Raw genomic sequence first — 24,178 nt, forward strand, 5'->3', positions numbered from 1 at the left:
CATCCTCCAGGTGAGTTCGGGGGCCAGGCTACCGGTGTCACGGGAACGACTGGAGACGTTTCGGCGTTGTGAGGGACGATGAGTCTTGTGAGTACGTCGCAGCCGGAACATCGGAGCCAGGTCCCCGCGGAGCCCTGGCAACCTCCCACGTGGGAGGAGATCGTGCGCGACCATTCCGCGCGCGTCTACCGGCTCGCCTACCGCCTGACCGGTAACCAGCAGGACGCCGAGGACCTGACGCAGGAGACCTTCATCCGCGTCTTCCGGTCGCTGTCGAGCTACACGCCCGGCACGTTCGAGGGCTGGCTGCACCGCATCACGACCAACCTCTTCCTCGACATGGCCCGCCGCCGCAAGCGGATCCGCATGGAGGCCATGGGGGACGACGACGGCGCCGTGGCCGCCACGGGAGAACAAGGCCGCCCCGAGCGCGAGTTCGAGCACGCCAACCTCGGACACGACGTGCAGCACGCGCTCGACGAGCTGCGGCCCGAGTACCGGGCGGCCGTCGTGCTGTGCGACATCGAGGGGCTCAGCTACGAGGAGATCGCCAAGACCCTGAACGTGAAACTGGGCACGGTGCGCTCGCGGATCCACCGGGCGCGCGCCCAGCTCCGGGAGGCGCTGGAGCACCGGTCTCCCGAGGCGGTGCGAGCCGGCGATCCCGGGGGTGAGGCATGACCCCGCACCTCGGATCCTGGATCTCGGCGCTCGCCGACGGACAGCTCGACGCGAGCCGGACCGAGCAGGCCCTGGAGCACGTGGCGGTCTGCCGGGCGTGCGCGCGCGAGCTGGACGACGCGCGGCGCGCGCGTCGCCTGCTGTCGTCCGCGATGGACGACGTCCGGCCCGACCCCTCGCTGACCGCGCGGCTCATCGCGCTCCAGGCGTCGATCCCGGGCACGGACGACGACCCGCTGCGCAGCCCCCGCCGCCCCACGTTCGACACGGCGCAGACCCGGCCGGGATGGGGTGGTGTCCCACTGCCCGGACTGGTCGACAGCGTCCGCCTGAGCGGGCACGTCCCCACGGGTCGCCGCCGGACGGCGCGGTTGCTCGCGTTCGGCGCCGGCGGTGTGGGTGCGCTCGGCCTGGTGCTGTTCGGACTGGGCCAGAGCCCGCAGGTGACGCCGGGCGTCTCCGCCGCCGACGCGATGACGATGCTCGCGCGGACGGGACCCGACGAACGGGCGGCGGGCACGGACATCCTGGGCGGGATCGCCCCGGCCGGCGCGATCCCGGAGCAGCGCAGCGCCGCCGCGCTCGACTGGGTCGGCGCGGAGGGCTGGGCCGCGCCGTCCGAGCTGCCCGACGGTCTGGAGATCACCGCGGTGCGGCTGGTCGGCGACGAGGGACAGGTCCTCGAGATCGACCTGTCGGGCGAGGCGGGGCACGCCGTCGTGCGCGAGCAGCTGGGCAGGCTGGCCGGGGAGGAAGCGGTCCAGGTGCTGGCCCGCCAGCCCGTGCACCTGGCGTGGCAGTCGGACGACGTGGTGGTCGACGTCGTGGCTGATCTGCCCGAGGACATGCTCACCGAACTCGTGGCATCCTTCCCCGCCCGTGACTACGATGCCGGGGTCCTGTCCCGCATCGCACGCGGGTGGAGTACGGCTACGGGAGCGATCAGCAGTCCATGAGCGACGACAACCCCTTCGCACCACCGACGCCCGCGTCACGGCGGGAGACGGCGGCCCCGCACCTGGTCCCGCCGACGCCTCCGGCCACTGCTTCGGGGCCGGATGCCGGGCGGCCCGGCGCGGGCGGGCCGGCCTTGCACGAGGCAGGGACGCCGGCGAACCCACCGGTCCCGCTCACCACCGTGGCGCGGCCGGTTCCCGGCCCGGTGCCACCGCCCCCACCGCCGCCGCCTCCCGCGGACCGGCCACGTTCGCGTGGCGGCCTCGGGCCCGGGTCCGTCGCCCTCGTGGCATCACTCGCCCTGTTCGCCGGCCTCGTGGGCGGCATCGGAGGGTCGGCCCTGATGGACGCGCGGGAGGACGGCGCGCGTCCGGCCGACGCGAACCTTCCCGAGGCGGTCGGTGGCGCGCCCGTCGAGCGCCCGGAGGGCTCCGTCGCCGCGATCGCGGCCGAGGCACTGCCCAGCGTCGTCTCGATCGCGGTGCGAGGCACCGAAGGCGAGGCCACCGGATCGGGCATGGTCCTCAAGGAGGACGGCTACATCCTCACCAACAATCACGTCGTCGCGGAGGCGACGTCGTCCGATGCGCCGGTCTTCGTCACGTTCTCCGACGGGCACGAGAAGCGGGCGGAGGTCGTGGGGGCGACCCCGGACTACGACCTCGCGGTGCTCAAGGTCGAGGAAACGGGGCTGACGCCGCTGGTGCTGGGCGACTCGGACGCCGTTGTCGTGGGCGACGACGTCCTGGCGGCCGGATCGCCGCTCGGGCTGGACGCGACCGTGACCACCGGCATCGTGTCCGCCCTGCATCGTCCCGTCCAGGCCGGAGAGCAGTCCGCCACCGCGTTCATCGACGCGATCCAGACCGACGCCGCCATCAATCCCGGCAACTCGGGCGGCCCGCTGCTGAACTCGGCGGGCGAGGTGATCGGGATCAACTCGGCGATCGCGCAGGCGCCCGGCTCGCTCACCGCGACGGGCAACATCGGGCTCGGCTTCGCGATCCCGTCCAACCAGGCACGGCGGACCGCCGAACAGCTCATCGAGAGCGGCGCGGCCACGTTCCCCGTGATCGGCGTGCTGCTCGACCAGACCTACCAGGGCGAGGGCGTCAGGGTCACGAACTCGGCGCAGGGCGGCCAGCCGCCGGTCACGCCTGGTGGCCCCGCCGACCGGGCCGGGATCGCGCCCGGCGACGTGATCCTGGCGATCGACGGCCGGCCGGTGTCCCGGTCCGACGAGCTGATCGTCGCGATCCGGGCCCTGGCGCCGGGAGACGCCGTCACCCTCCGGGTCCGGTCCGGCAGCGAGGGCGAGGGCCGCGAGGTGCGGGTCGTCCTGGACGAGAAGACCAGTGGCTAGAAGTCGCGGGTCGCGCGGGTAGGCTGTGGCGCGTGTTCGGGATCAACGGCTGGGAGCTCGGTCTCATCGTGGTGCTGGCGGTCGTGCTCATCGGGCCGGAGCGCCTGCCAGGCTACGCCGAGCAGCTGGGGCGCGCCGTGCGGCGGGCTCGGGCGTACCTCACCGACGCGAGGAGCCGGGTCGACGAGGAGCTCGGGCCGGAGTTCCGGGACGTCGACTGGTCGAAGTTCGATCCGCGGCAGTACGACCCCCGCAAGATCGTGCGCGACGCCCTCCTGGACGACGGGCCGCTCGACGGCGAGTTCGGCAGGACCCCTCCCGCCGCGCCGGAGTCGCGCCAGGAGAGCGCGGCCGGGACGACCGCGCCCGGCGGGCGGCCCCCCTACGACGACGAGGCCACCTGACGTCCGCGGACGAGATTCGTCCGCTCGGGTCACGGCCTGCCAGAATGTTCTCCATGCCGTCTGAAACTCAGGTTGCGACGGGACACGCGGCCGTGGCCGACCGTCCCGTGAAGCAGCGCATCTTCTCCGGGATGCAGCCCACGCACGACTCGCTGACCATCGGGAACTACATCGGCGCGTTGCAGCAGTGGGTGGCGTTGCAGGACTCGTACGAGGCGCTCTACTGCGTGGTGGACTTGCACGCTCTCACGGTCCACCCGGACCCCGCCGTCCTGCGCGAGCGCACCCGGCGTACCGCCGCGCAGTACCTGGCCGGCGGGGTGGACCCGGAGCGCTCGATCCTGCTGGTGCAGTCGCACGTGCCCGAGCACACCGAGCTGGCCTGGCTGCTGTCCTGCCAGACGGGCTTCGGTGAGGCGAGCCGGATGACGCAGTTCAAGGACAAGGCGGCGAAGCAGGGGACCGAGGGCACCACGGTCGGCCTCTTCACGTACCCCGTGCTCATGGCGGCGGACATCCTGCTGTACGACGCCGCCCTCGTACCCGTCGGTGAGGACCAGCGGCAGCACCTGGAACTCTCTCGCGATCTGGCCGAGCGGCTGAACACGCGCTTCGGCGAGGGCACCGCCGTCGTGCCGGACGCCCACATCGTCAAGGACGTCGCCAAGATCTACGACCTGCAGGAACCCACCGCGAAGATGAGCAAGTCGGAGGCGGGCAAGGGCTCGCTCCTGCTGCTCGAGGACGTGAAGCGGGCCGCCAAGAAGATCAAGTCGGCGGTGACCGACGCGGACGAGACCTACGGCGTGCGGTACGACCCGGCCGGGAAGCCGGGCGTCTCCAACCTGCTGACCATCTTCTCTGCGGTCACCGGCCGCGACGTCGACGAGATCGCCGTCGAGTACGACGGGCGCGGGTACGGCCACCTCAAGGTGGACCTGGCCGACGCCGTCGTCGCCTTCCTGGAGCCGTTCCAGGAGCGTGCGAACGGCTACCTGCAGGACCCGGCCCAGCTCGACGCCGTCCTGGCCGACGGCGCCGACCGGGCCCGCGCGATCGCGCAGCCGGTGCTGGACCGGATCAAGGACCGGTTCGGCCTGCTCCCGGCGCGGGCCGGGGAACTCCGGTGAACATCCCGGATCGTGCGCCCGGGCAGGTGCGCATCGGGATCGCCGTGGCGGTCCCGGAGCCGCACGCGGCCCAGCTCGCCGCTGCCCGCTCGGCCGTGGGCGACCCGCTCGCGGACCTGATCCCGCCGCACATCACGTTGCTGGGGCCCACCGTCATCGATCAGGCGGACCTGGACAAGGTGCGGGAGCACCTGGACCAGGTCGCGGCGTCGGTCCGGCCGTTCGAGGTGCACCTGCGGGGGACGGCCACGTTCCGGCCCGTGTCGCCGGTCGTGTTCGTGGCGCTCGCGCAGGGGATCGCCGAGTGCGAGACGATCGAGTCGCGGGTGCGCACGGGCATGCTGGCCCAGGACCTGCGGTTCAACTACCACCCGCACGTGACGATCGCGCACGAGGTGCCGGACGACCGCCTCGACAAGGCCTACGAGGCGCTGCGCGACTTCGAGGCGCGGTTCGAGGTCGGCGGCTTCTGGCAGTACGAGCACGGGGACGACGGCGTGTGGCGTCCTCAGCGAGAGTTCGGCCTGGGGCGCTGACGCGGGCGTGCGCGGGGTCAAGAAGCTCTGGGGGCGGTGGCAGGAGTCACGGCCGGGGCGCACCCTCGCGCGGTACTCCGAGCGCGGGGGGAGCGTGCTGTGCGGCGGTATGGCCTACACCGCGCTCTTCTCCCTGTTCGCCGCCCTGACGATCGGTTACACCGCGTTCTCCGCCGTGCTGGGCGGTGACGAGGACCTGCAGGCCGAGGTGCTCGCCCAGGTGGACCAATGGGTCCCGGGGCTGATCGACACCGGATCGGGCGGGGTGATCGAGCCGGAGGACCTCCTGCTGACGAGCGCGTTCAGCCTGACGTCGGTGATCGCGGTGGTCGTGCTGCTGTGGTCCGCGACCGGGTTCATGGGGGCGCTGCGCGTCGCGGTGCGCTCCATGTTCGACCTGTCCGACGACGGGCCGAACGCCGTGGTGGCGCGCCTGCTGCAGCTGGGCGGCTTCCTCCTGCTGCTCGCGGGGGTGCTCGTGGCCGCGGCCGTCGGCGTCGCGGTGAGCACGGCGGCGCCTTGGCTCCTGGACCTGATCGGTCTCGGGGGCGCCAGCCGCGCCGTCGTGCAGGTGCTGGGGCTCGTCGCCGGGGTGGTCGTCGACGCCGCGGTCGTGGCGGGCGTCATCCGGTACGTCGCGGGCGTCCGCATCCCGAGGCGTGAACTGGTCACGGCGGCCCTCGCGGTGGGCGTCACGACGGGCCTGCTGCGCTGGGCGGGAAGCTCGGTCATCGTGGCGTCGGCCTCCCGCAACGCCCTCCTGGCGGGCTTCGCGGTCCTGGTCAGCGTGCTGATCCTGGTGAACCTGGTGGCGCGGGTGCTGCTGCTGGCGTGCGCGTGGGCGGCGGAGGCGAACGGGGATCGCGTGGACGGCGAGGTGGGGGCCGCCGCGGGCGGCTGACGTGACGGCGCGTGGTCGGCAGCTTCGCGAGTGACCGGCAGTTCAAACTGCCGATCACTCATCGACGGACCGATCAGCCGCTCGCCCTGCCGGGCATGAGAACGGCCGCCTCCCCGGGACGGGAAGGCGGCCGTTCTCACCGGCTCAGAACGCGCGGGTGATCATCGCGCGCTTGACCTCCTGGATCGCCTTCGTGACCTCGATGCCTCGCGGGCACGCCTCGGTGCAGTTGAAGGTGGTGCGGCAACGCCACACGCCTTCCTTGTCGTTCAGGATCTCCAGGCGCTGCTGGGCGCCCTCGTCGCGGCTGTCGAAGATGAACCGGTGCGCGTTCACGATCGCCGCCGGGCCGAAGTACTGGCCGTCGGTCCAGAACACCGGGCAGCTCGACGTGCACGCGGCACACAGGATGCACTTCGTCGTGTCGTCGAACCGCTCACGCTGCTCGGCGGACTGGATGCGCTCCTTGGTGGGCTCGTTCCCGGTGGTGATGAGGAACGGCATGATCTCGCGGTAGGACGCGAAGAACGGTTCCATGTCCACGACCAGGTCCTTCACCACGGGCAGGCCCTTGATGGGCTCCACGAGGATGGGCTTGTCGGGGTTGACGTCCTTCAGCAGCGTCTTGCACGCCAGGCGGTTGCGGCCGTTGATCCGCATCGCGTCCGACCCGCACACGCCGTGCGCGCAGGACCGGCGGAAGGTCAGCGAGCCGTCGTGCTCCCACTTGATCTTGTGCAGCGCGTCCAGCACGCGGTCCGTGCCGTACGCGGTGATGCGGAACTCGTCCCAGTGCGACTCGCCGGCGGCGTCACCCTCCGGGTTGAACCGGCGGACCTTGATCGTCACGTCGAAGCTCGGGATCTCGCCCGTCTTCGCGCTCGCGTCGGCCTTCTCCATCACAGCAGTCATCAGTACTTCCGCTCCATCGGCTCGTACCGGGTCTGGGTCACCGTCTTGGAGCCCAGTACCACCTTGTAGCCGTCGAACTCCTCGACGTGATCGAAGTAGCCCGCGATGTGCCCGTCGGCCTCGTCGGCCGCGGCGGTGGGCCGCCGGTACGCCATCGTGTGCTGCATGTAGTTCTTGTCGTCGCGGTCCGGGAAGTCCTCGCGGTAGTGCCCGCCGCGTGACTCCTTCCGGTTCAGCGCGGCGACCACGGTGACCTCCGCGATGTCGAGCAGGAAGCCCAGCTCGATCGCCTCCAGGAGGTCCGTGTTGAACATCTTGCCCTTGTCCTGCACGGACGCGTTCCGGTACCGCTTGGTCAGCTCGCGGATGTCCGACAGCGCCTGGTTCAGCGACTCCCCGGTCCGGAACACCTGGGCGTTCGCGTCCATAGTCTCCTGCAGGGCCCGGCGGATGTCCGCGATGCGTTCGCCGTCGGGCCGCTCGCGCAGCTCGGTCAGCTGCGCCTCGACGCGCCCGGTCGGGTTCTCCGGCAGCTCGTGGAACGACGCCGTCTTCGCGTACGCCGCCGCGGACCGCCCGGAGCGCTTGCCGAACACGTTGATGTCGAGCAGCGAGTTGGTGCCGAGACGGTTCGAGCCGTGCACCGAGACGCAGGCGACCTCGCCGGCCGCGTACAGGCCCTTGACGACGTCGTGTCCGTTGCGCAGCACCTCGCCGGCCACGTTCGTGGGCACGCCGCCCATCGCGTAGTGCGCCGTCGGGTACACCGGCACCGGCTCGGTGTAGGGCTCGATGCCGAGGTAGGTCCGCGCGAACTCGGTGATGTCCGGCAGCTTCGCGTCGATGTGCGCGGGCTCCAGGTGCGTCAGGTCGAGCAGGACGTAGTCCTTGTTCGGCCCCGCCCCGCGGCCCTCGCGCACCTCGTTGGCCATCGACCGGGCGACGATGTCGCGCGGCGCCAGGTCCTTGATCGTCGGGGCGTAGCGCTCCATGAACCGTTCGCCGTCGGCGTTGCGCAGGATGCCACCCTCGCCCCGGGCCGCCTCCGACAGGAGGATGCCGAGCCCGGCGAGGCCCGTCGGGTGGAACTGGAAGAACTCCATGTCCTCCAGGGGCAGGCCGCGGCGGTAGGCGAGCGCCATGCCGTCGCCGGTCAGGGTGTGCGCGTTCGACGTCGTCTTGAAGATCTTCCCGGCGCCGCCCGTGGCGAACACGACCGCCTTGGCCTGGAAGACGTGGATCTCGCCGGTCGCGAGATCGTAGGCGACGACGCCGGTCGCGTTGACCTCGGCGCCCTCCTCGACGTCCTCGATGGCGAGGTCGCGGTCCGTGATGAGGTCGAGCACGTAGAACTCGTTGAAGAACTCGACGTCCTGCTTCACGCAGTTCTGGTAGAGCGTCTGAAGGATCATGTGGCCGGTGCGGTCCGCGGCGTAGCAGGCGCGGCGCACCGCGGCCTCACCGTGGTTGCGGGTGTGCCCGCCGAACCGGCGCTGGTCGATCTTGCCCTCGGGGGTGCGGTTGAACGGCAGGCCCATGCGCTCCAGGTCGAAGACCGCCTCGATGGCCTCCTTGGCCATGATCTCGGCCGCGTCCTGGTCGACCAGGTAGTCGCCACCCTTGATGGTGTCGAACGTGTGCCACTCCCAGTTGTCCTCCTCGACATTGGCGAGCGAGGCACACATGCCGCCCTGGGCGGCACCGGTGTGGGAGCGGGTGGGGTACAGCTTGGAGATGACCGCGGTACGAGCCTCCGTGGAGGACTCGAGTGCGGCGCGCATGCCCGCGCCGCCCGCACCGACGATCACGACGTCGTACTGGTGGGTGATCAAGGCTTTTCTCCTAGGCGGTGCAGAACGAGGCGAGCAGCTCGGGGTCCGCGCCCACGGGGCACGGCTCGAACGTGAAGATGACGAGCGTGCCGAGCACCACCACGATCGTGAAGGCCAGGTACAGCAGCCCCTTCAGGACACCGCGCGTTACGTCGCGCTCCGCGTAGTCGTTGATGATCGTGCGCACGCCGTTGGTGCCGTGGATCATCGCCAGCCAGAGCATCAGCAGGTCCCAGATCTGCCAGAACGGGCTCGACCACTTGCCACCGACGAAGGCGAAGTCGATCGCCGACACGCCGTCGCCGACCATCAGGTTGACGAACAGGTGCCCGAACACCAGCACCACGAGCACTACGCCGGACGCCCGCATGAACACCCAGGAGTACAGCTCGTAGTTGCCGCGCGTGGTCTTCTTGCGCCGGTAGGGCGAGCGGGGCGCATCGAGCGTGCCCACCTTCTCGGCCACCGCCGGGGTTCCGTGTGTCGCGCTCATCAGTGGCCTCCGAAGACGTTCATGAGGTGACGCGGCAGGAAGCCCGCCATCGTCACGACGAAGAGACCGAGCACGATCCAGAGCATGACCCTCTGGTAGCGGGGCCCGTTGGCGAGGAAGTCCACGAGCACGATCCGGATGCCGTTGAACGCGTGGAAGACGATCGCGGCCACGAGGCCCACCTCGCCGAGTCCCATGATCGGTGTCTGGTAGGTGCCGATCACTGCGTTGTAGGCCTCGGGCGACACGCGTACCAGCGCTGTGTCCGTGACGTGGACGAGCAGGAAGAAGAAGATCGCGAATCCGGTCACGCGATGCGCGACCCAGGACCACATGCCTTCGCGGCCGCGATAGAGCGTGCCGCCTTGTGCGGTGGGCACTTCGGGAGCCTCCTATGGCTTTCCGGTGAACGTATGAGGCAGGCGCCTCCCACTGTAGTGACACCCGGTCGCATCAACCGTCCCGGAGATGTGGTTCCGGGGCGTGACATGGTCGATTTGTGATTGATCGCACAGGGGAGATGTCGCCCGCCGAATCCACGTCACTATGCTGCTTCCATGAGCAATCCTGCGGAGACCAGCAGACCCATCGAAGGATTCCACGCCGTGATCCCCGCGGGCGGGGCGGGGACCCGGCTCTGGCCTCTGTCCCGCAGGAAGTCGCCGAAGTTCCTGCACGACCTGACCGGCTCGGGCCGCACTCTCCTGCAGGCCACCGTGGACCGCCTGCGCCCCCTCACCGGCGACGACGGCGTCGTACTGGTCACCGGCACCCACCACGTGGCCGCCTGCCGGGCGCAGCTGCCCGGCCTGGGCGAGCAGGACGTGCTCGCCGAGCCCTCTCCCCGCGACTCGATGGCGGCCATCGGCCTCGCCGCCGCAGTCCTGGCCGAGCGGCACGGCGACGTCGTGATCGGCTCCTTCGCCGCCGACCACGTCATCTCCGGCCAGCCCTCCTTCGAGAACGCCGTGCGCGAGGCCGTCGCCGCCGCCCGGGCCGGCTACGTCACCACCATCGGCATCGCGGCCTCGCGGCCGTCCGTCGCGTTCGGCTACATCCGCTCGGACGGCACCCTCGGCGTCGACGGCGCGCCCAGCGCGCAGCACGTGCGCGGGTTCACCGAGAAGCCGGACGCCGCGACCGCCCGGGAGTACATCACCTCGGGCGAGTACCGGTGGAACGCCGGGATGTTCGTGGTGAAGACGTCCGTACTGCTGGGCCACCTCGCCGAGCAGCGCCCCGAGCTGCATGACGGGCTGCGCGCCATCGCGAAGGCCTGGGACGCCGGCGACCGTGACCGCGTGCTCGCCGACGTCTGGCCCGGCCTCGAGAAGATCGCCATCGACCACGCCATCGCCGAGCCGGTCGCGGACGCCGGCGGCGTCGCCGTCGTCCCCGGCACCTTCGGCTGGGACGACGTCGGCGACTTCAACTCCCTCGCCGCGCTCCTCCCGTCGGACGACGACCGGGGTTCCAAGGTACTCGGCGACGCCGCCGACGTGATCCGGATCGACAGCGCCGGGTCGGTGGTCGTCCCGGCGGGCGGCCGCCTGGTCAGCGTGCTGGGCCTGGACGACGTCGTCGTCGTGGACACACCCGACGCCCTGCTCGTCACGACCCGGGCGCGGGCCCAGCAGGTCAAGCAGATCGTCGACGGCGTGCGAGCGCGGGATCTGGACGACCTGCTGTAGACGTCATAGGCCGGGGCGGACGACACGGCGCGTCACGCCGGCCGCTGTCCAACGGCAAAGTCGTAGGATTGCCGCGTGAACCCGCCCACTCGTGACCGCCTCCGCGAATGGACCGCGAACCTCGAGCCCGACAGGCCGCTCGACGTCAGCAAGCCGGCCGACGAGAAGCTCTACGTCGAGCTCGACGAGGCGGGGCGGGGCACGGTCGACCGGATGCAGGAGCAGATCGAACTCTCGCTCGCGACGACGACACAACTGCTCACGGGCCCGTCCGGCTCGGGGAAGACGACGGAGCTGTACCGCCTCCGCCGCGACCTCGAGCAGAGGGGATACGAGGCTGCTGTCGTCCCGATCACCGACTACATCAGCCAGTCGTCCCCGCTCGACATCACCGAGTTCCTCATCGCGCTCGCCGTGGGAGCGCACGACGCGCTGCCCGAGGGACGGACCAAGGGGCCAGGGTTCACCGATCGGCTCACGGGGTTGCTCAAGCGCCTGCGCATCGACCTCGACATCGCCGGGTTCAAGGGCGCGGTGTCGACCGAAGGTGTGACAGCTCAGGCACTCGGCCAGTCGATCACGGTCAAGCTCGGTGACGAGATCCGGACGAGCCGGCCGTTCGTCAACGAGCTGCGCAGCAAGCTCGCGAACAACATCAAGCAGCTCTACGACGAGGTCGCCGACTTTCTCGTCGAACTGCAGCCGGACGAGCTCGGCGAGGGCACCGTCCTCATCGTGGACGGCCTGGAGAAACTGCGCGGGACGACCGACGACGACGGCGAGGTGCAGCGTTCGATCGAGGCGCTGTTCGTCAATCATGCCGACAAGCTCCGGTTCGGGTCCCACCACCTCGTCTATACGGTTCCGACCTATCTGCAGTTCATCTCGCCGGGGGCGCTTCCGTTCGACAACCGGCTGTTCGTTCCCGTGCCGCATGTGCGGACTCGCACGGGCGGCAGCGACCACATCACGGAGCGAAACCTCGCGGAGTTGCGTGACGTCGTCAGGAAGCGGATTCCGGTCGACGAGATCTTCGCCGATCCGACGGCCGTCGACGAGCTGCTGCTCGCCTCGGGGGGTCACCTCCGGGACATCTTCCGGATGCTCCAGCGCTGTGTGGGGCTCATTCTGCGGCTCCGCCTGGAGCTGCCACTGGGAACGGAACGCGTGCGGGAGGCGATCGATCTGGTCGCACCCGATTTCGCGACAATGACCAAGAAGCAGGCCGAGTTCCTGCACGACATCATGACGGACGTCGGCGCCGTGCAACCGGACGACGGCGACGTGCAGCTGATGGCGAGGCTGCTGCAGAGCCACATGCTGCTCGCCCACCGGAACGGCCAGAACTGGTACGAGGTGCACCCTCTCGCCCAGAGGGCACTCCGCCTGCCGTGACGTCCCAGCCACGCCTTGGCGCCGCGGACCTGCGTCCCGAGCTGGAGAGGGTATGGGACGAGATCCGTGCCGGCCTGACGCTGCACGGCGGCTTCTGGCTCGCCCTCGTCTTCGGCGCGCAGCGCCACGAGATCGCCGAGCTGGCCGAACGCTGCCGAGACCTGGGACGCTCCCGGGCCGAACCGGTCGACGTCATCGACCTCGCCGACGGCGGCGATCCCGTGCATACCGCGCTCGCGGCACTGACGACGCCCCGTGAACCGCTGTTCGCGACGTGGGTCGACGCCACCGACGACGCCGTGCTGGTGCCCTTCCTGCAGCGGCTCAACGAGCGGCGGGACGTGGTGCGTGGCGCCAGGCGCGCGGCCGTGCTGATCGCGTGCCCACCGGGCTCGTCCGGCACCGTCAGGGACGCGGCTCCGGACCTGTGGTCGATCCGCACACTGACGGTCGACGTAGAGCTGCTCCGCAGGCAGCCGCACGAAGCGCAGTCCGGCATCGAGGTTGCGAGTCGCGGCGACACGTCCTCCGGGTCGGATCGAACGTGGCACATCGTCGATGGTCCGGCGGCGACACCGTCAAGCGCTGTGATCGAGCCGTTGCGGCGCGCTGCCCGGGCTGTCGGAGCCCGGCGTGCCGGCGAGGCACTGCATGCCGGTCAGGAAGCCCTTCAGGCTGCGACCGATCCCGGGGACGTCGCCCTGGCGCGCACGTGGCTGGCGCGCGCCATGGAACTGGACGAGGAGCACGTCGAGGCGCAACGTCACGCCTGGGCGGCGCTCCGGGCCGAGGTGCCGCTCGGCGACGAGCAGACGAGCGCGCTCCTTGACATCCTGACGGACTCGCCGGACATGGAGATCGTACGAACCGCGGCCGAACAGGCCGTGGAGTGGCGACGGAGGCTCGTGACGCCGGCGGACGGTTCGCCGCCGGCCCTGCGCGACCTTGCGGTCGCCCTGAACGGGCTCACCGACATCCATACCGACCAGGGTCAGTACGACCAGGCACTTACCAGCGCCACCGAGTCGGTCGACCTGTCCCGCCGCCTGCGCGACACCGTCGGCGACACACCCCAGACCCTGCATGATCTCTCGATCGCCCTCGACCAGCTCACCGACATTCATGCCGACCAGGGTCAGTACGACCAGGCGCTGCCCGCCGCCACCGAGTCGGTCGACATCCGACGCCGTCTGCGCGACACGGTCGGCGACACACCCCAGTCCCTGGGCGAACTCTCGATCGCCCTTGGCCAGCTCACCCGCATTCATGCCGACCAGGGTCAGCACGACCAGGCGCTGCCCGCCGCCACCGAGTCGGTCGACATCCGACGCCGTCTGCGCGACACGGTCGGCGACACACCGCAGACCCTGCGTGAACTCTCGATCGCCCTTGGCCAGCTCACCCGCATTCATGCCGACCAAGGCCAGTACGACCAGGCACTGGCCACCGCCACCGAGTCGGTCGACATCCAACGCCGTCTGCGCGACACGGTCGGCGACACACCCCAGTCCCTCCGCGAACTCTCGATCGCCCTTGGCCAGCTGACCGACATCCATGCCGACCAAGGCCAGTACGACCAGGCGCTGCCCGCCGCCACCGAATCGGTCGACCTGTCCCGCCGCCTGCGTGACACCCTCGGCGACACACCCCAGACCCTCCGCGAACTCTCGATCGCCCTCGACCAGCTCACCGATATTTATACTGGCCAGGGCCGGTACCACCAGGCACTGCCCGCCGCCACCGAATCGGTCGACATCCAACGCCGCCTGCGCGACACGGTCGGCGACACACCCCAGTCCCTCCGCGAACTCTCGATCGCCCTCGACCAGCTCACCGATATTTATACCGGCCAGGGCCGGTACCACCAGGCACTGCCCGCCGCCACCGAATCGGTCGACAACCGACGCCGCCTGCGCGACACCCTCGGCGACACACCCCAGTCCCTCCGCGAACTCTCGATCGCCCTCAACCGGCTCACCGACATCCATACCGGCCAGGGCCGGTACCACCAGGCACTGCCCGCCGCCACCGAATCGGTCGACCTGTCCCGCCGCCTGCGCGACACCGTCGGCGACACACCCCAGACCCTGCGAGACCTCGCGGCCGCCCTCGACCAGCTCACCGACATCCATGCCGACCAGGGCCGGTACGACGAGGCACTGCCCGCCGCCACCGAATCGGTCGGTCTGCACCGCCGCCTGCGCGACACCCTCGGCGACACACCCCAGACCCTCCGCGGCCTCTCGATCGCCCTCGACCGATTGGCGCGGATCCAGCAGGCTCGGGAAGCCGTCGCCGCCCGCGGCACGTTCGAGGAGGCACTCGCCCTGGACCGGACGATTCGGCGCATGACGAACGACTCTCCCCGATCACTCGCGGACCATCGAGCAGCGGCATCCCGCGTCGCGGAACTCGAAGAGGATGCCGGGAACACCGACGCCGCACTCGCGCTCTATCGTGAGGCCCTCGCCGCCGATCACGCGCTGCGCGACGCCGTCGGCGCGCCCTACTGGGAGGGCGACGACGATCTCCAGGCCGCCATCACCCGGCTGACGGGCGCATCCGACCCGGACTGACGGCTCTACGCCGCCACCCCGGACTCCATCAAGTTCGACAACTGTGCGGGAGCGCAGTTCTGGAAGATCCGGCCGCTGCCTGGCCTGGGCTACGAGCCTGTCTACTCAGGTGTGCCGATCACCCGGACCAACTGGCCCGAGCATCCCGACGGGCGCCCCCCGCGTCGTCCGTGAGTGGCGGGAAGTCAGCCAACGTATCAAGGACGGAACCCTTACCCCGCTCCAGCGGGTCAACCACGGATTCGTCGCTGACGGCTGAGCTGGAGGAACACTTCAGCACCAATCACGAGAGCACCTTCGGCCCCCTTGCCTTCGCCGCCCACCCGCACGCCAAAACAAGCAAGAGGCGATGCGGTCGGCCGGTTGTCCGTGCGGTCGGTCGCTCGGGGGGCCGACCGCACGGACAACCGACCGACCACTCGACACCGGACCGACCACACCGACCTGCGTAGTCGCTGACCGCCTTGTACTCCGCCTCCCACCCGGTCCACATGCCGGTCCCAGATCGTGGGACGCGAGAGCGCGCGGGGGTGTGACCCCCGTTACAGTGGGGCAGGTGACATCGACCCAACCCGCCGTGAGCGTCGCAGAGCTGGATCAGATCGTTTCGACCGTCCCGCCCCGGGAGGCGCGCGCGATCGTCGCGCGGCGGGTGGTCGAGCTCGCGGACGAGCTGGATGACGAGCTGGTCGCGTTCCGGCGGGACGTGCACGCCTACCCGGAGCTGTCGCGCCGGGAGTCGCGGACGACGGCGGTCGTGGCCGAGCGCCTGCGCGCCGCGGGCCTCAGCCCGCGCCTGCTGGAGGGCACCGGCCTGGTGTGCGACATCGGCCCCGGCGACGGCGCCCGCACGGGACTGCGCGCCGATCTCGACGCCCTCCCGCTCCAGGACACCAGCGGCGTCGACTTCGCCTCCACGACACCCGGCGTCGCGCACGCGTGCGGTCACGACGTCCACACCACCACCGTCCTGGGCGCCGGCCTCGTGCTCGCCCGGCTCGCCTCCGAGGGGCTGCTGACCCGCGGGGTGCGGCTGTTCTTCCAGCCCGCCGAGGAGGTCATGCCCGGCGGGGCGCTGGACATCCTCGGCACGTCGGAGCTCGACGGCGTGGCACGCATCGCCGCCGTGCACTGCGACCCCAAGATCGACGTCGGCACCATCGGCACCCGGATCGGCTCCATCACCTCCGCGGCCGACGCCGTCTCCGTGACCGTCTCGTCGCCCGGCGGGCACACCTCGCGCCCGCACCTGACCGGAGATGTCGTGTTCGCGCTCGGCCAGGTGATCACGCAGGTCCCGGCGGCGCTGGGGCGGCGGCTCGATCCCCGGTCGGGAGTCAACCTGACCTGGGGCACGGTGCAGGCGGGCAGCATGCCCAACGTCATCCCGTCCACCGGCACGGTCAAGGGCACGCTGCGCTGTCTCGACGTCGCCGCCTGGCAGAACGCGGGCGACCTCGTGCGCGAGGTCGTCGAGCAGGTCGTCAAGCCGTACGACGTCGACGTCACCGTGCACCACACCCGCGGTGTTCCGCCGGTCGACAACGACGCGGGGGAGACCACCGCGCTGGAGGAGGCGATCCGGGAGGCTGTCGGCCCGGACGCCATCGTCCTGACGGAGCAGTCGATGGGCGGCGAGGACTTCGGCTGGTACCTGACGAAGGTGCGCGGCACGATGGCGCGGCTTGGTACGCGGACCCCTGGCGGGCGCTCGTACGACATCCACCAGGGCGACCTGATCGTGGACGAGCGCGCGATCGGCGTCGGCGTCCGCATGCTCGCCCAGTACGCCGCCCGCTGACCCGGCCGCGCCGAGCGTGACAAGTTCCACACGAACCACCCCTATTCGATGACGCTTCGGTAACGACTTGTCGTCGTCATCGACTCGATACACGGAACGTCACCAACGCTGGATAATCTCGGTGCATTGCGGGGCCTGACCGAGGCCCTGAATTGAGTCCATCGAGGAGCAACAGGTGAAGAAGGCTGTAGCGCTCACCGCGCTGACCGGTGCTGCGGCACTCGCACTCTCGGCTTGCGGGGCCGCCCCCGAGGAGGAGACCGGCAACGAGGCCGCAACCGACTTCCTCCCGTGCATCGTCTCCGACGAGGGCGGATTCGACGACAAGAGCTTCAACCAGCTCAGCTACGAGGGCCTGCAGGCTGCGGCCACGGCGATCGGGGCGGAGACCAGGGAGGTCGAGTCCAACTCCGAGAGCGAGTACCAGGGCAACGTCCAGTCGCTCGTCGACGAGGGCTGCGAGGCGATCGTGACGGTCGGCTTCGCGCTGTCGGCGGCGACGATCGAGTCCGCCACCGCGAACCCGGACATCGACTACATCCTCATCGACGACCCGGCGGACGCCGACTTCGACGGTGAGACCGACGCGGAGAACATCAAGCCTCTGCTCTACAACACCGCCGAGGCGGCGTTCCTCGCCGGCTACCTCTCGGCGGGCTACTCCGAGACCGGCAAGGTCGGCACGTTCGGCGGTATGGAGTTCCCGACCGTGACGATCTTCATGGACGGCTTCAAGCAGGGCGTCGACCACTACAACGAGGTCAAGGACGCCGACGTCGAGGTCGTCGGTTGGGACGGCGAGACGGGCTCGTTCACCGGCGGCTTCACGGCCGACGCCAACGCCAAGAACACGGCGACGAACGTCATCGACCAGGGCGTCGACGTGCTCCTGCCGGTCGGCGGCCCGATCTACCAGTCCGCGATCAACGCGATCGAGGACTCGGGCAAGGACGTCGCGCTGATCGGCGTGGACGCGGATCTGTACGAGACGGACCCGGCCACGCAGGACCTCGTGCTGACGTCCATCCTCAAGGGCATGGACGTCTCGACGTCGGAGGCCGTGCAGCAGGCGGCGGACGGCTCGTTCGACCCGACGCCGTACATCGGCACGCTCGAGAACGAGGGCGTGGGCCTCGCCCCGCTGCACAACTTCGAGGGCGAGGTCGACCCGACGCTGGTGGCCGAGGTCGACTCACTGCGGGAGTCGATCATCGGCGGCGCGGTCGAGGTGGAGTCCTACCTGGCCGAGTGACCGTCGTAGCTCCGGGGCCGCGCGCGTTTGCCGCTCGCGGCCCCGGAGTGCGTCAATGGGACGGGTCAGTGATTGAGAGGAAGAACATGCGGCTGGAGCTGCGGGGTATCACGAAGCGCTTCGGGGCGCTGGTCGCGAACGACCACATCGACCTGACGGTCGAACCGGGCGAGATCCACTGCCTGCTGGGTGAGAACGGCGCGGGCAAGTCGACCCTGATGAACGTGCTGTACGGGCTGTACGAGGCCGAAGAGGGCGACATCCTGCTGGACGGCGAGGTCCAGCACTTCTCCGGCCCGGGCGACGCGATGGCCGCGGGCATCGGCATGGTGCACCAGCACTTCATGCTGGTGCCGGTGTTCAGCGTGGCCGAGAACGTGATGCTCGGCCACGAGCCGGGGCGCGGCGGCGTGCTCGACGTCGAGTCGGCGCGGGCGCAGGTGCGGGAGATCTCGGAGCGTTTCGGCTTTCACGTCGACCCGGACGCCCTGATCGAGGATCTGCCCGTGGGCGTGCAGCAGCGCGTCGAGATCATCAAGGCCCTGTCCCGCAACGCCGACGTCCTGGTCTTCGACGAGCCGACGGCGGTGCTCACGCCCCAGGAGACCGACGAGCTGATGACGATCATGCGTCAGCTGCGGGACGCCGGGGCCGCGATCGTGTTCATCACCCACAAGCTGCGCGAGGTCCGCGAGGTGGCGGACCGCATCACCGTCGTGCGGCACGGCAAGGTGGTCGGCGAGGCGAGCCCCACGGCGTCGGACGCCGAGCTCGCGTCGCTCATGGTGGGCCGCGCCGTCGAGCTGACCGTGCGCAAGGACGAGCCCCGGTACTCCGATCACCTGCTGCGGGTCAGCGGCCTGCAGGTCGTGGACGAGGCCGGGAGCGTCGTGGTCGACGACGTGTCGTTCGACGTGCGCGGTGGCGAGGTGCTCGTCGTCGCGGGCGTGCAGGGCAACGGGCAGACCGAGCTCACCGAGGCGCTGCTCGGCCTGCAGGAGGACGTGTCGGGCAGCATCACGCTCGACGGCCGGAACCTGACGGGCCTGAGCGTGCGCAAGGTGCTGGACCGCGGCGTCGGCTTCGTACCGGAGGACCGCACGCACGACGGCCTGGTGGGGGAGTTCACCATCGCCGAGAACCTCATGCTGGACCGCTCCGACGGTCCTCCGTTCGTGCGGTCGGGCGCGCTGCAGCTCACCTACCGCGACGACTTCGCGCGCACCGCCGTGGCCGAGTACGACGTGCGCACGCTGGGGATCGACACCCCGGTGGGCCGGCTGTCCGGCGGTAACCAGCAGAAGGTGGTGCTCGCCCGCGAGCTGAAGCGCGACCTGCGCCTGTTCGTGGCGGCACAGCCCACCCGCGGGGTCGACGTCGGCTCGATCGAGTTCATCCACAAGCAGATCGTGGCCACGCGCGACGCGGGCGTGCCGGTGATCGTCGTCTCGACCGAGCTCGACGAGGCGACCGCGCTGGCCGACCGGATCATGGTCATGTACCGCGGACGGGTGGTGGGTATCGTGCCGTCGACGACGCCGCGCGACACCCTCGGACTGATGATGGCGGGGATCCCGCCCGTCGAGCACGGAGGAGAGGCCGCGTGAGCCACGAGAAGGACGCCAACCCGGAACCCGGGCCGGAGACGGAGCCGGGCCTCGCCGAGGAACTCGAGCAGGAGGTGGCCCGCGAGTCGGGCACTCCCACCGGGCCCGAGGCTGCGGAGGACACCGCCGACCGCCTGGCGCACGCGCTGCAGCAGACCATGAGCCACCGGTGGACGGTCGCCGTCGGGGCGATCGTGCTCGCCGTGCTGGTCGGGTCGGTCATGATCGCGTTCACGGACGAGCGCGTGACCGCCGCGGCGGGGTACTTCTTCGCGCGTCCCACCGACCTGTTCGTCGCGCTCGGCGACGCCATCGGCGGCGCGTACTCCGCGCTGTTCCGGGGCGCGGTGTTCAACCCCCGCGCCGACGGCTTCGCGGCGCAGATCCGGCCCCTCACCGAGACGCTCAACTTCGCGACGCCGCTCATCGCGGCGGGGCTCGGTGTGGCGCTGGCGTTCCGCGCGGGCCTGCTCAACATCGGTGGCCAGGGCCAGATGCTCATCGCGGCCGCCGCGGCGGGCTGGGTGGCCTTCGGCGTCCCCGGTCTCCCGTTCGGGGTGCACACGCTGCTCGCGGTCGCCGCGGGCATCGCCGGCGGCGCCCTGTGGGCCGGGATCGCGGGCGTGCTCAAGGCCCGTACCGGCGCGCACGAGGTGATCGTCACGATCATGCTCAACTGGATCGCGTTCTACCTGGTGGCCTACTTCCTGGCGACGCCCGGCCTGCTGCAGGCCCCCGGGTCGAACAACCCGAAGACGCCGCCCACACCGGAGTCGGCGCAGCTCCCCGGCCTGCTCGGGGAGCGGTACAACCTGCACTGGGGCTTCGTGCTGGCACTCGGCGCGGTCGTCTTCGTCTGGTGGCTGCTGAACCGGTCCTCGCAGGGCTTCGCGTTCCGCGCGGTGGGCGAGAACCCCCGTGCCGCGCGCGTGGCCGGCATCGACGTCCCCTGGAACACGGTGAAGGTCATGCTCGTGGCCGGTGGACTGGTCGGCATCGCCGGCGCCTCGCAGGTTCTGGGGCAGGTCACCACCGGCTTCGGCGGGGACATCGACGCCGGCATCGGCTTCGACGCGATCACGGTCGCCCTGCTGGGCGGCTCCAACCCGTGGGGCGTGCTGGCCGCCGGGATCCTGTTCGGGGCGTTCAAGGCGGGCGGGACGGCGATGCAGGCGTCCGAGGGCGTGCCGAACGACATCGTGCTCGTCGTGCAGTCCCTGATCGTGCTGTTCATCGCGGCGCCGCCGCTGGTCCGCGCGATCTTCCGGCTGCCGGACCCGGAACGTCGTCGGACCCCGCGAAAGGCCCGGAAGGCCAGGAAGGAGGCGGCAGCGTGAGCGCCGCAGTCGAGGCCCCGGGCACGCCGGGGACGCCGCCGTCGGACGGCACCAAGAAGCGCCAGGTGGTGCACGTCGGGTGGAAGGCCGCGGGCGGCCTGATCATCGTCGGTGCCCTCTTCGCCCTGCTGCTCGTCGCCGCCCCGCGCGACGGCGTGACGCGGTTCGCCCTCTCGCGCAGCGCCGACGCCATCCAGATCCCGCTGCTGGAGATCCCGGCGATGCCGCTGGCGTGGGTCTGCCTGGTGGTCATGGCGCTGATCGCCGCGTACTCCGTGGTCCGCACGCTGGCGAACCGGAGGACGCCGATCTGGGCGATCGCGGTCTTCGGCGCCGTCTTCCTCACCGGGTTCCTCGCCTGGGCCGGCGCGGGCAGCAGCGGCACCCTGTCGATCGTGAGCCTGCTGTCCGGCTCGCTGCTGGGGGCGGTGCCGCTCATCTACGGCTCGCTGAGCGGCGTGATCGGCGAGCGGTCCGGCGTCATCAACATCGCGATCGAGGGGCAGATGCTGGCCGCGGCCTTCACCGCCGCGATCGCCGGGTCGATCACCGGATCGCCGTTCGGCGGCGTGCTGGCGGCGGTCCTGGCCGGCATGCTCGTGGCGCTGGTGCTCGCGCTGTTCACGGTGACGCACCGGGTGAACCAGATCATCGTCGGCGTGGTGCTGAACGTGCTGGTCCTCGGGCTGACGTCGTTCTTCTACTCGCAGGTGCTCGTGCCGAACACGGCGGCGCTGAACAGCGCCCCCCGGTTCAGCTCCTGGACGATCCCGCTGCTCAGCGACATCCCCGTGATCGGGCCGGTGCTGTTCGACCAGGCCCCGCTCATCTACCTGATGTACCTCGTGGTCGCCGGGGTGTGGTTCGCGCTGTACCGCACCCGCTGGGGGCTGCGGCTGCGGGCCGTCGGCGAACACCCGAAGGCCGCCGACACCGTCGGCATCGACGTCGAGCGCACCCGCTACCGGGCGCTGCTCATCGGCGGCGCGTGCGCCGGGCTCGGCGGTGCCTTCTACACGACCGTCGCGGTCGACCAGTTCGGCCTCAACATGACCGCGGGCGCGGGCTTCATCGCCCTGGCGGCGATGATCTTCGGGAAGTGGGACCCCGTGCGGGCGGCCATGGCGGGTCTCCTGTTCGGGTTCGCCTCGAACCTGCAGAACGTACTGAGCGTGGTGGGGTCGCCGGTGCCGAGCCAGTTCATGCTGATGGTCCCGTACGTGGTGACGCTGTTCGCCGTCGCCGGGCTCGTCGGACGGTCGCGGCCCCCGGCCGCGAACGGCCAGCCGTACGTGAAGGGCTGACCCGGTGAGCACCACCGACGACGGCGGAGCGGGTACCCCGGCCGCCGTCGCGCACCCCGACTGGGAGGCGCTGCGGGCAGCCGCGCGGGAGGCGCTGCGGTTCGCGTACGCGCCGTACTCCGGGTTCCCCGTCGGGGCGGCCGCCGTCGCCGCCGACGGGCGGGTGCTGACCGGTGCCAACGTGGAGAACGCCGCGTACGGCGTCACGCTGTGCGCGGAGTGCTCGCTCGTGAGCGCGCTGATGATGTCGGGCGGGGGGCGGCTCGTAGCGTTCACCTGCACCGATGCCGACGGGCGGGTCATCATGGCCTGCGGCCGCTGCCGCCAGCTCCTGTGGGAGCACGGCGGGCCGGAACTCCTGGTCGACACCCCGCGGGGCGTGCTGCCCATGGACCAGGTGCTGCCGCAGGCGTTCGGTCCCGAGGACCTGGCGCGGGTGAAGGGCGGACAGCCGCACGACGACCCCGCGGCCGCGGGAACGCACGGAACACAGGGCACTCATGGGGAAGCCCACGGAGAGGAACCGTCATGACCGAGCACTTCGATGCCGTGGACGTGATCCGCGCCAAGCGGGACGGCCTCACGCTGTCCGGGCCGCAGATCGACTGGGTCGTCGACGCCTACACCCGCGGCGTCGTCACCGACTACCAGATGTCCGCGCTGGCCATGGCGATCTTCCTGAACGGGATGTCGCGGGTGGAGGTGGCACGCTGGACCGGCGCGATGATCGCGTCCGGTGAGCGCCTCGACTTCTCGGGGCTGTCGCGGCCCACCGCCGACAAGCACTCCACGGGCGGCGTGGGGGACAAGATCACCCTGCCGCTGGCGCCGCTGGTCGCGACGTTCGGCGTGGCGGTGCCGCAGCTGTCCGGGCGCGGGCTGGGACACACGGGCGGCACGCTCGACAAGCTGGAGTCGATCCCCGGCTGGCGGGCGGCGCTGTCGAACGAGGAGACCCTCCGCCAGCTCGAGGACGTCGGCGCGGTGATCTGCGCGGCCGGGTCCGGGCTGGCGCCCGCGGACCGCAAGCTCTACGCGCTGCGCGACGTCACCGCGACCGTGGAGTCCATCCCGCTCATCGCGAGCTCCATCATGTCGAAGAAGATCGCCGAGGGCACCGGCGCGCTCGTGCTGGACGTCAAGGTGGGCTCGGGCGCGTTCATGAAGTCCCTCCCGCAGGCGCGCGAACTCGCCCGGACCATGGTGGACCTCGGCACCGACGCGGGCGTGCACACGGTGGCGCTGCTGACGGACATGTCCGTGCCGCTCGGGCTGACCGCCGGGAACGCGCTGGAGGTGACCGAGTCGGTCGAGGTGCTCGCCGGGGGCGGCCCCGCGGACGTCGTCGAGCTGACCGTGGCCCTCGCCGTCGAGATGCTGTCGGGAGCAGGGAAGCCGGTCGGCGAGGACGAGGTGCGGGCGGCGCTGGCCGACGGCCGCGCGATGGACACCTGGCGACGCATGATCGCGGCGCAGGGCGGCGATCCGGACGCGACGCTCGCCGTCGCGAAGGAGTCGGAGACCGTCCTGGCCGGGGCGGACGGCGTGCTGACGCAGCTCGACGCCTACGCCGTGGGGATCGCCGCCTGGCGGCTCGGCGCGGGGCGGGCCCGCAAGGAGGACCCGGTGCAGGCGGCCGCGGGCGTCCAGCTGCACGCGAAGCCGGGCGAGCGGGTCACGGCGGGGCAACCGCTGATGACGCTGCACACCGACACACCCGAGCGGTTCGTGCGCGCCCGGCAGGCGCTGGAGGGCGCATGGGAGGTGGCCCCGGCGGACGCCGCGGAGGCCGCGTCCGCGGCGACACCGGGGAGGCTGATCCTCGACCGGGTGGCGTGATCGCGCCGAACGTTCAGCACCAGGTCCACTACCCCTATATCGAGCTCGCCGACATCTACGCTGCGCTCGCGTTCGCCGGCGAGGCGCTCAAGGAGCGAGAACTTCCCTTCGCCGCCGCATGAGACTGCTCATTGACGCGACAGGTGGCGTTCACGCCCCGGCCGACG

21 protein-coding genes and 1 pseudogene are annotated in these 24,178 nt (G+C 70.8%); 18 read left to right on the forward strand and 4 right to left on the reverse strand.

Annotation, left to right across the window (positions count from 1 at the left end; all coding sequences use genetic code 11):
• Positions 1 to 87 precede the first annotated feature (87 nt).
• The 7 genes from sigE (at position 88) to ACYVK5_RS06005 (ending at position 5,972) form a co-directional block, all read left to right on the forward strand.
• Positions 88 to 681: an RNA polymerase sigma factor SigE gene (gene sigE / locus ACYVK5_RS05975; protein WP_460702770.1), complete on the forward strand. Its 594-nt coding sequence runs from the start codon at positions 88 to 90 to the stop codon at positions 679 to 681.
• Complete coding sequence (locus tag ACYVK5_RS05980; protein WP_460702772.1) at positions 678 to 1,637, forward strand: anti-sigma factor family protein; 960 nt, start codon at positions 678 to 680, stop codon at positions 1,635 to 1,637. Before sigE ends, ACYVK5_RS05980 begins: the two co-directional genes overlap by 4 nt.
• 287 nt (positions 1,638 to 1,924) lie before the next feature.
• Positions 1,925 to 3,001 carry a S1C family serine protease gene (locus tag ACYVK5_RS05985; protein WP_460702774.1) on the forward strand — a complete coding sequence of 359 codons (1,077 nt, stop codon included), beginning with the start codon at positions 1,925 to 1,927 and terminating at the stop codon, positions 2,999 to 3,001.
• A gap of 32 nt (positions 3,002 to 3,033) precedes the next feature.
• Positions 3,034 to 3,405 (forward strand): twin-arginine translocase TatA/TatE family subunit, encoded by a 372-nt coding sequence (locus ACYVK5_RS05990; RefSeq protein WP_460702776.1) that lies wholly within the window; start codon positions 3,034 to 3,036, stop codon positions 3,403 to 3,405.
• A gap of 53 nt (positions 3,406 to 3,458) precedes the next feature.
• Positions 3,459 to 4,535 carry a tryptophan--tRNA ligase gene (gene trpS / locus ACYVK5_RS05995; RefSeq protein ID WP_460702778.1) on the forward strand — a complete coding sequence of 359 codons (1,077 nt, stop codon included), beginning with the start codon at positions 3,459 to 3,461 and terminating at the stop codon, positions 4,533 to 4,535.
• Positions 4,532 to 5,071, forward strand: a complete 540-nt coding sequence (locus tag ACYVK5_RS06000) for a 2'-5' RNA ligase family protein (protein WP_460702780.1) — start codon at positions 4,532 to 4,534, stop codon at positions 5,069 to 5,071. Before trpS ends, ACYVK5_RS06000 begins: the two co-directional genes overlap by 4 nt.
• 7 nt (positions 5,072 to 5,078) lie before the next feature.
• The gene (locus ACYVK5_RS06005; RefSeq protein ID WP_460702782.1) at positions 5,079 to 5,972 is read left to right on the forward strand and encodes a YihY/virulence factor BrkB family protein; all 894 of its coding nucleotides are present in this window, start codon (positions 5,079 to 5,081) and stop codon (positions 5,970 to 5,972) included.
• 144 nt (positions 5,973 to 6,116) lie between these two features.
• On the opposite strand, the gene ACYVK5_RS06010 is transcribed toward ACYVK5_RS06005, so the two are convergent.
• The 4 genes from ACYVK5_RS06010 to sdhC are packed head-to-tail and all read right to left on the reverse strand — an operon-like array spanning position 6,117 to position 9,589.
• On the reverse strand, positions 6,117 to 6,884 hold the full coding sequence (locus tag ACYVK5_RS06010) for a succinate dehydrogenase iron-sulfur subunit (protein WP_460702784.1): 768 nt from the start codon (positions 6,882 to 6,884) through the stop codon (positions 6,117 to 6,119).
• Positions 6,884 to 8,716 (reverse strand): succinate dehydrogenase flavoprotein subunit, encoded by a 1,833-nt coding sequence (gene sdhA / locus ACYVK5_RS06015; RefSeq protein WP_460702786.1) that lies wholly within the window; start codon positions 8,714 to 8,716, stop codon positions 6,884 to 6,886. Before sdhA ends, ACYVK5_RS06010 begins: the two co-directional genes overlap by 1 nt.
• Positions 8,717 to 8,726: 10 nt before the next feature.
• The gene (locus tag ACYVK5_RS06020) at positions 8,727 to 9,209 is read right to left on the reverse strand and encodes a succinate dehydrogenase hydrophobic membrane anchor subunit (RefSeq protein ID WP_460702788.1); all 483 of its coding nucleotides are present in this window, start codon (positions 9,207 to 9,209) and stop codon (positions 8,727 to 8,729) included.
• Entirely contained in the window at positions 9,209 to 9,589 is a 381-nt protein-coding gene (sdhC, locus tag ACYVK5_RS06025) for a succinate dehydrogenase, cytochrome b556 subunit (protein ID WP_460702790.1), read from the reverse strand. The genes ACYVK5_RS06020 and sdhC overlap by 1 nt, the downstream gene beginning before the upstream one ends.
• Before the next feature lie 177 nt (positions 9,590 to 9,766).
• On the opposite strand from sdhC, the gene ACYVK5_RS06030 reads away from it, so the two are divergent.
• The 11 genes and pseudogenes from ACYVK5_RS06030 (at position 9,767) to ACYVK5_RS06080 (ending at position 24,133) form a co-directional block, all read left to right on the forward strand.
• Positions 9,767 to 10,900, forward strand: a complete 1,134-nt coding sequence (locus ACYVK5_RS06030; protein WP_460702793.1) for a mannose-1-phosphate guanylyltransferase — start codon at positions 9,767 to 9,769, stop codon at positions 10,898 to 10,900.
• A gap of 75 nt (positions 10,901 to 10,975) precedes the next feature.
• On the forward strand, positions 10,976 to 12,295 hold the full coding sequence (locus ACYVK5_RS06035; RefSeq protein ID WP_460702795.1) for a hypothetical protein: 1,320 nt from the start codon (positions 10,976 to 10,978) through the stop codon (positions 12,293 to 12,295).
• Entirely contained in the window at positions 12,292 to 14,871 is a 2,580-nt protein-coding gene (locus tag ACYVK5_RS06040; protein WP_460702797.1) for a tetratricopeptide repeat protein, read from the forward strand. The genes ACYVK5_RS06035 and ACYVK5_RS06040 overlap by 4 nt, the downstream gene beginning before the upstream one ends.
• Before the next feature lie 556 nt (positions 14,872 to 15,427).
• Complete coding sequence (locus tag ACYVK5_RS06045) at positions 15,428 to 16,672, forward strand: amidohydrolase (RefSeq protein WP_460702800.1); 1,245 nt, start codon at positions 15,428 to 15,430, stop codon at positions 16,670 to 16,672.
• 175 nt (positions 16,673 to 16,847) lie between these two features.
• Positions 16,848 to 17,924: a BMP family lipoprotein gene (locus ACYVK5_RS06050; protein WP_460702802.1), complete on the forward strand. Its 1,077-nt coding sequence runs from the start codon at positions 16,848 to 16,850 to the stop codon at positions 17,922 to 17,924.
• 86 nt (positions 17,925 to 18,010) lie between these two features.
• Positions 18,011 to 19,531 carry an ABC transporter ATP-binding protein gene (locus ACYVK5_RS06055; RefSeq protein ID WP_460702993.1) on the forward strand — a complete coding sequence of 507 codons (1,521 nt, stop codon included), beginning with the start codon at positions 18,011 to 18,013 and terminating at the stop codon, positions 19,529 to 19,531.
• A complete protein-coding gene (locus ACYVK5_RS06060; RefSeq protein WP_460702804.1) occupies positions 19,528 to 20,868 on the forward strand; it encodes an ABC transporter permease in 1,341 nt (446 codons plus the stop codon). The genes ACYVK5_RS06055 and ACYVK5_RS06060 overlap by 4 nt, the downstream gene beginning before the upstream one ends.
• Positions 20,865 to 22,172, forward strand: a complete 1,308-nt coding sequence (locus ACYVK5_RS06065) for an ABC transporter permease (protein WP_460702806.1) — start codon at positions 20,865 to 20,867, stop codon at positions 22,170 to 22,172. Before ACYVK5_RS06060 ends, ACYVK5_RS06065 begins: the two co-directional genes overlap by 4 nt.
• A gap of 4 nt (positions 22,173 to 22,176) precedes the next feature.
• Positions 22,177 to 22,602: pseudogene (locus tag ACYVK5_RS06070) on the forward strand (cytidine deaminase); the annotation flags it as partial.
• A gap of 98 nt (positions 22,603 to 22,700) precedes the next feature.
• On the forward strand, positions 22,701 to 24,011 hold the full coding sequence (locus ACYVK5_RS06075; protein ID WP_460702808.1) for a thymidine phosphorylase: 1,311 nt from the start codon (positions 22,701 to 22,703) through the stop codon (positions 24,009 to 24,011).
• On the forward strand, positions 24,008 to 24,133 hold the full coding sequence (locus ACYVK5_RS06080; protein ID WP_460702810.1) for a DUF433 domain-containing protein: 126 nt from the start codon (positions 24,008 to 24,010) through the stop codon (positions 24,131 to 24,133). Before ACYVK5_RS06075 ends, ACYVK5_RS06080 begins: the two co-directional genes overlap by 4 nt.
• The last annotated feature ends 45 nt before the right edge of the window (positions 24,134 to 24,178 follow it).

The sequence above is a fragment of the Myceligenerans halotolerans genome (assembly GCF_054782975.1).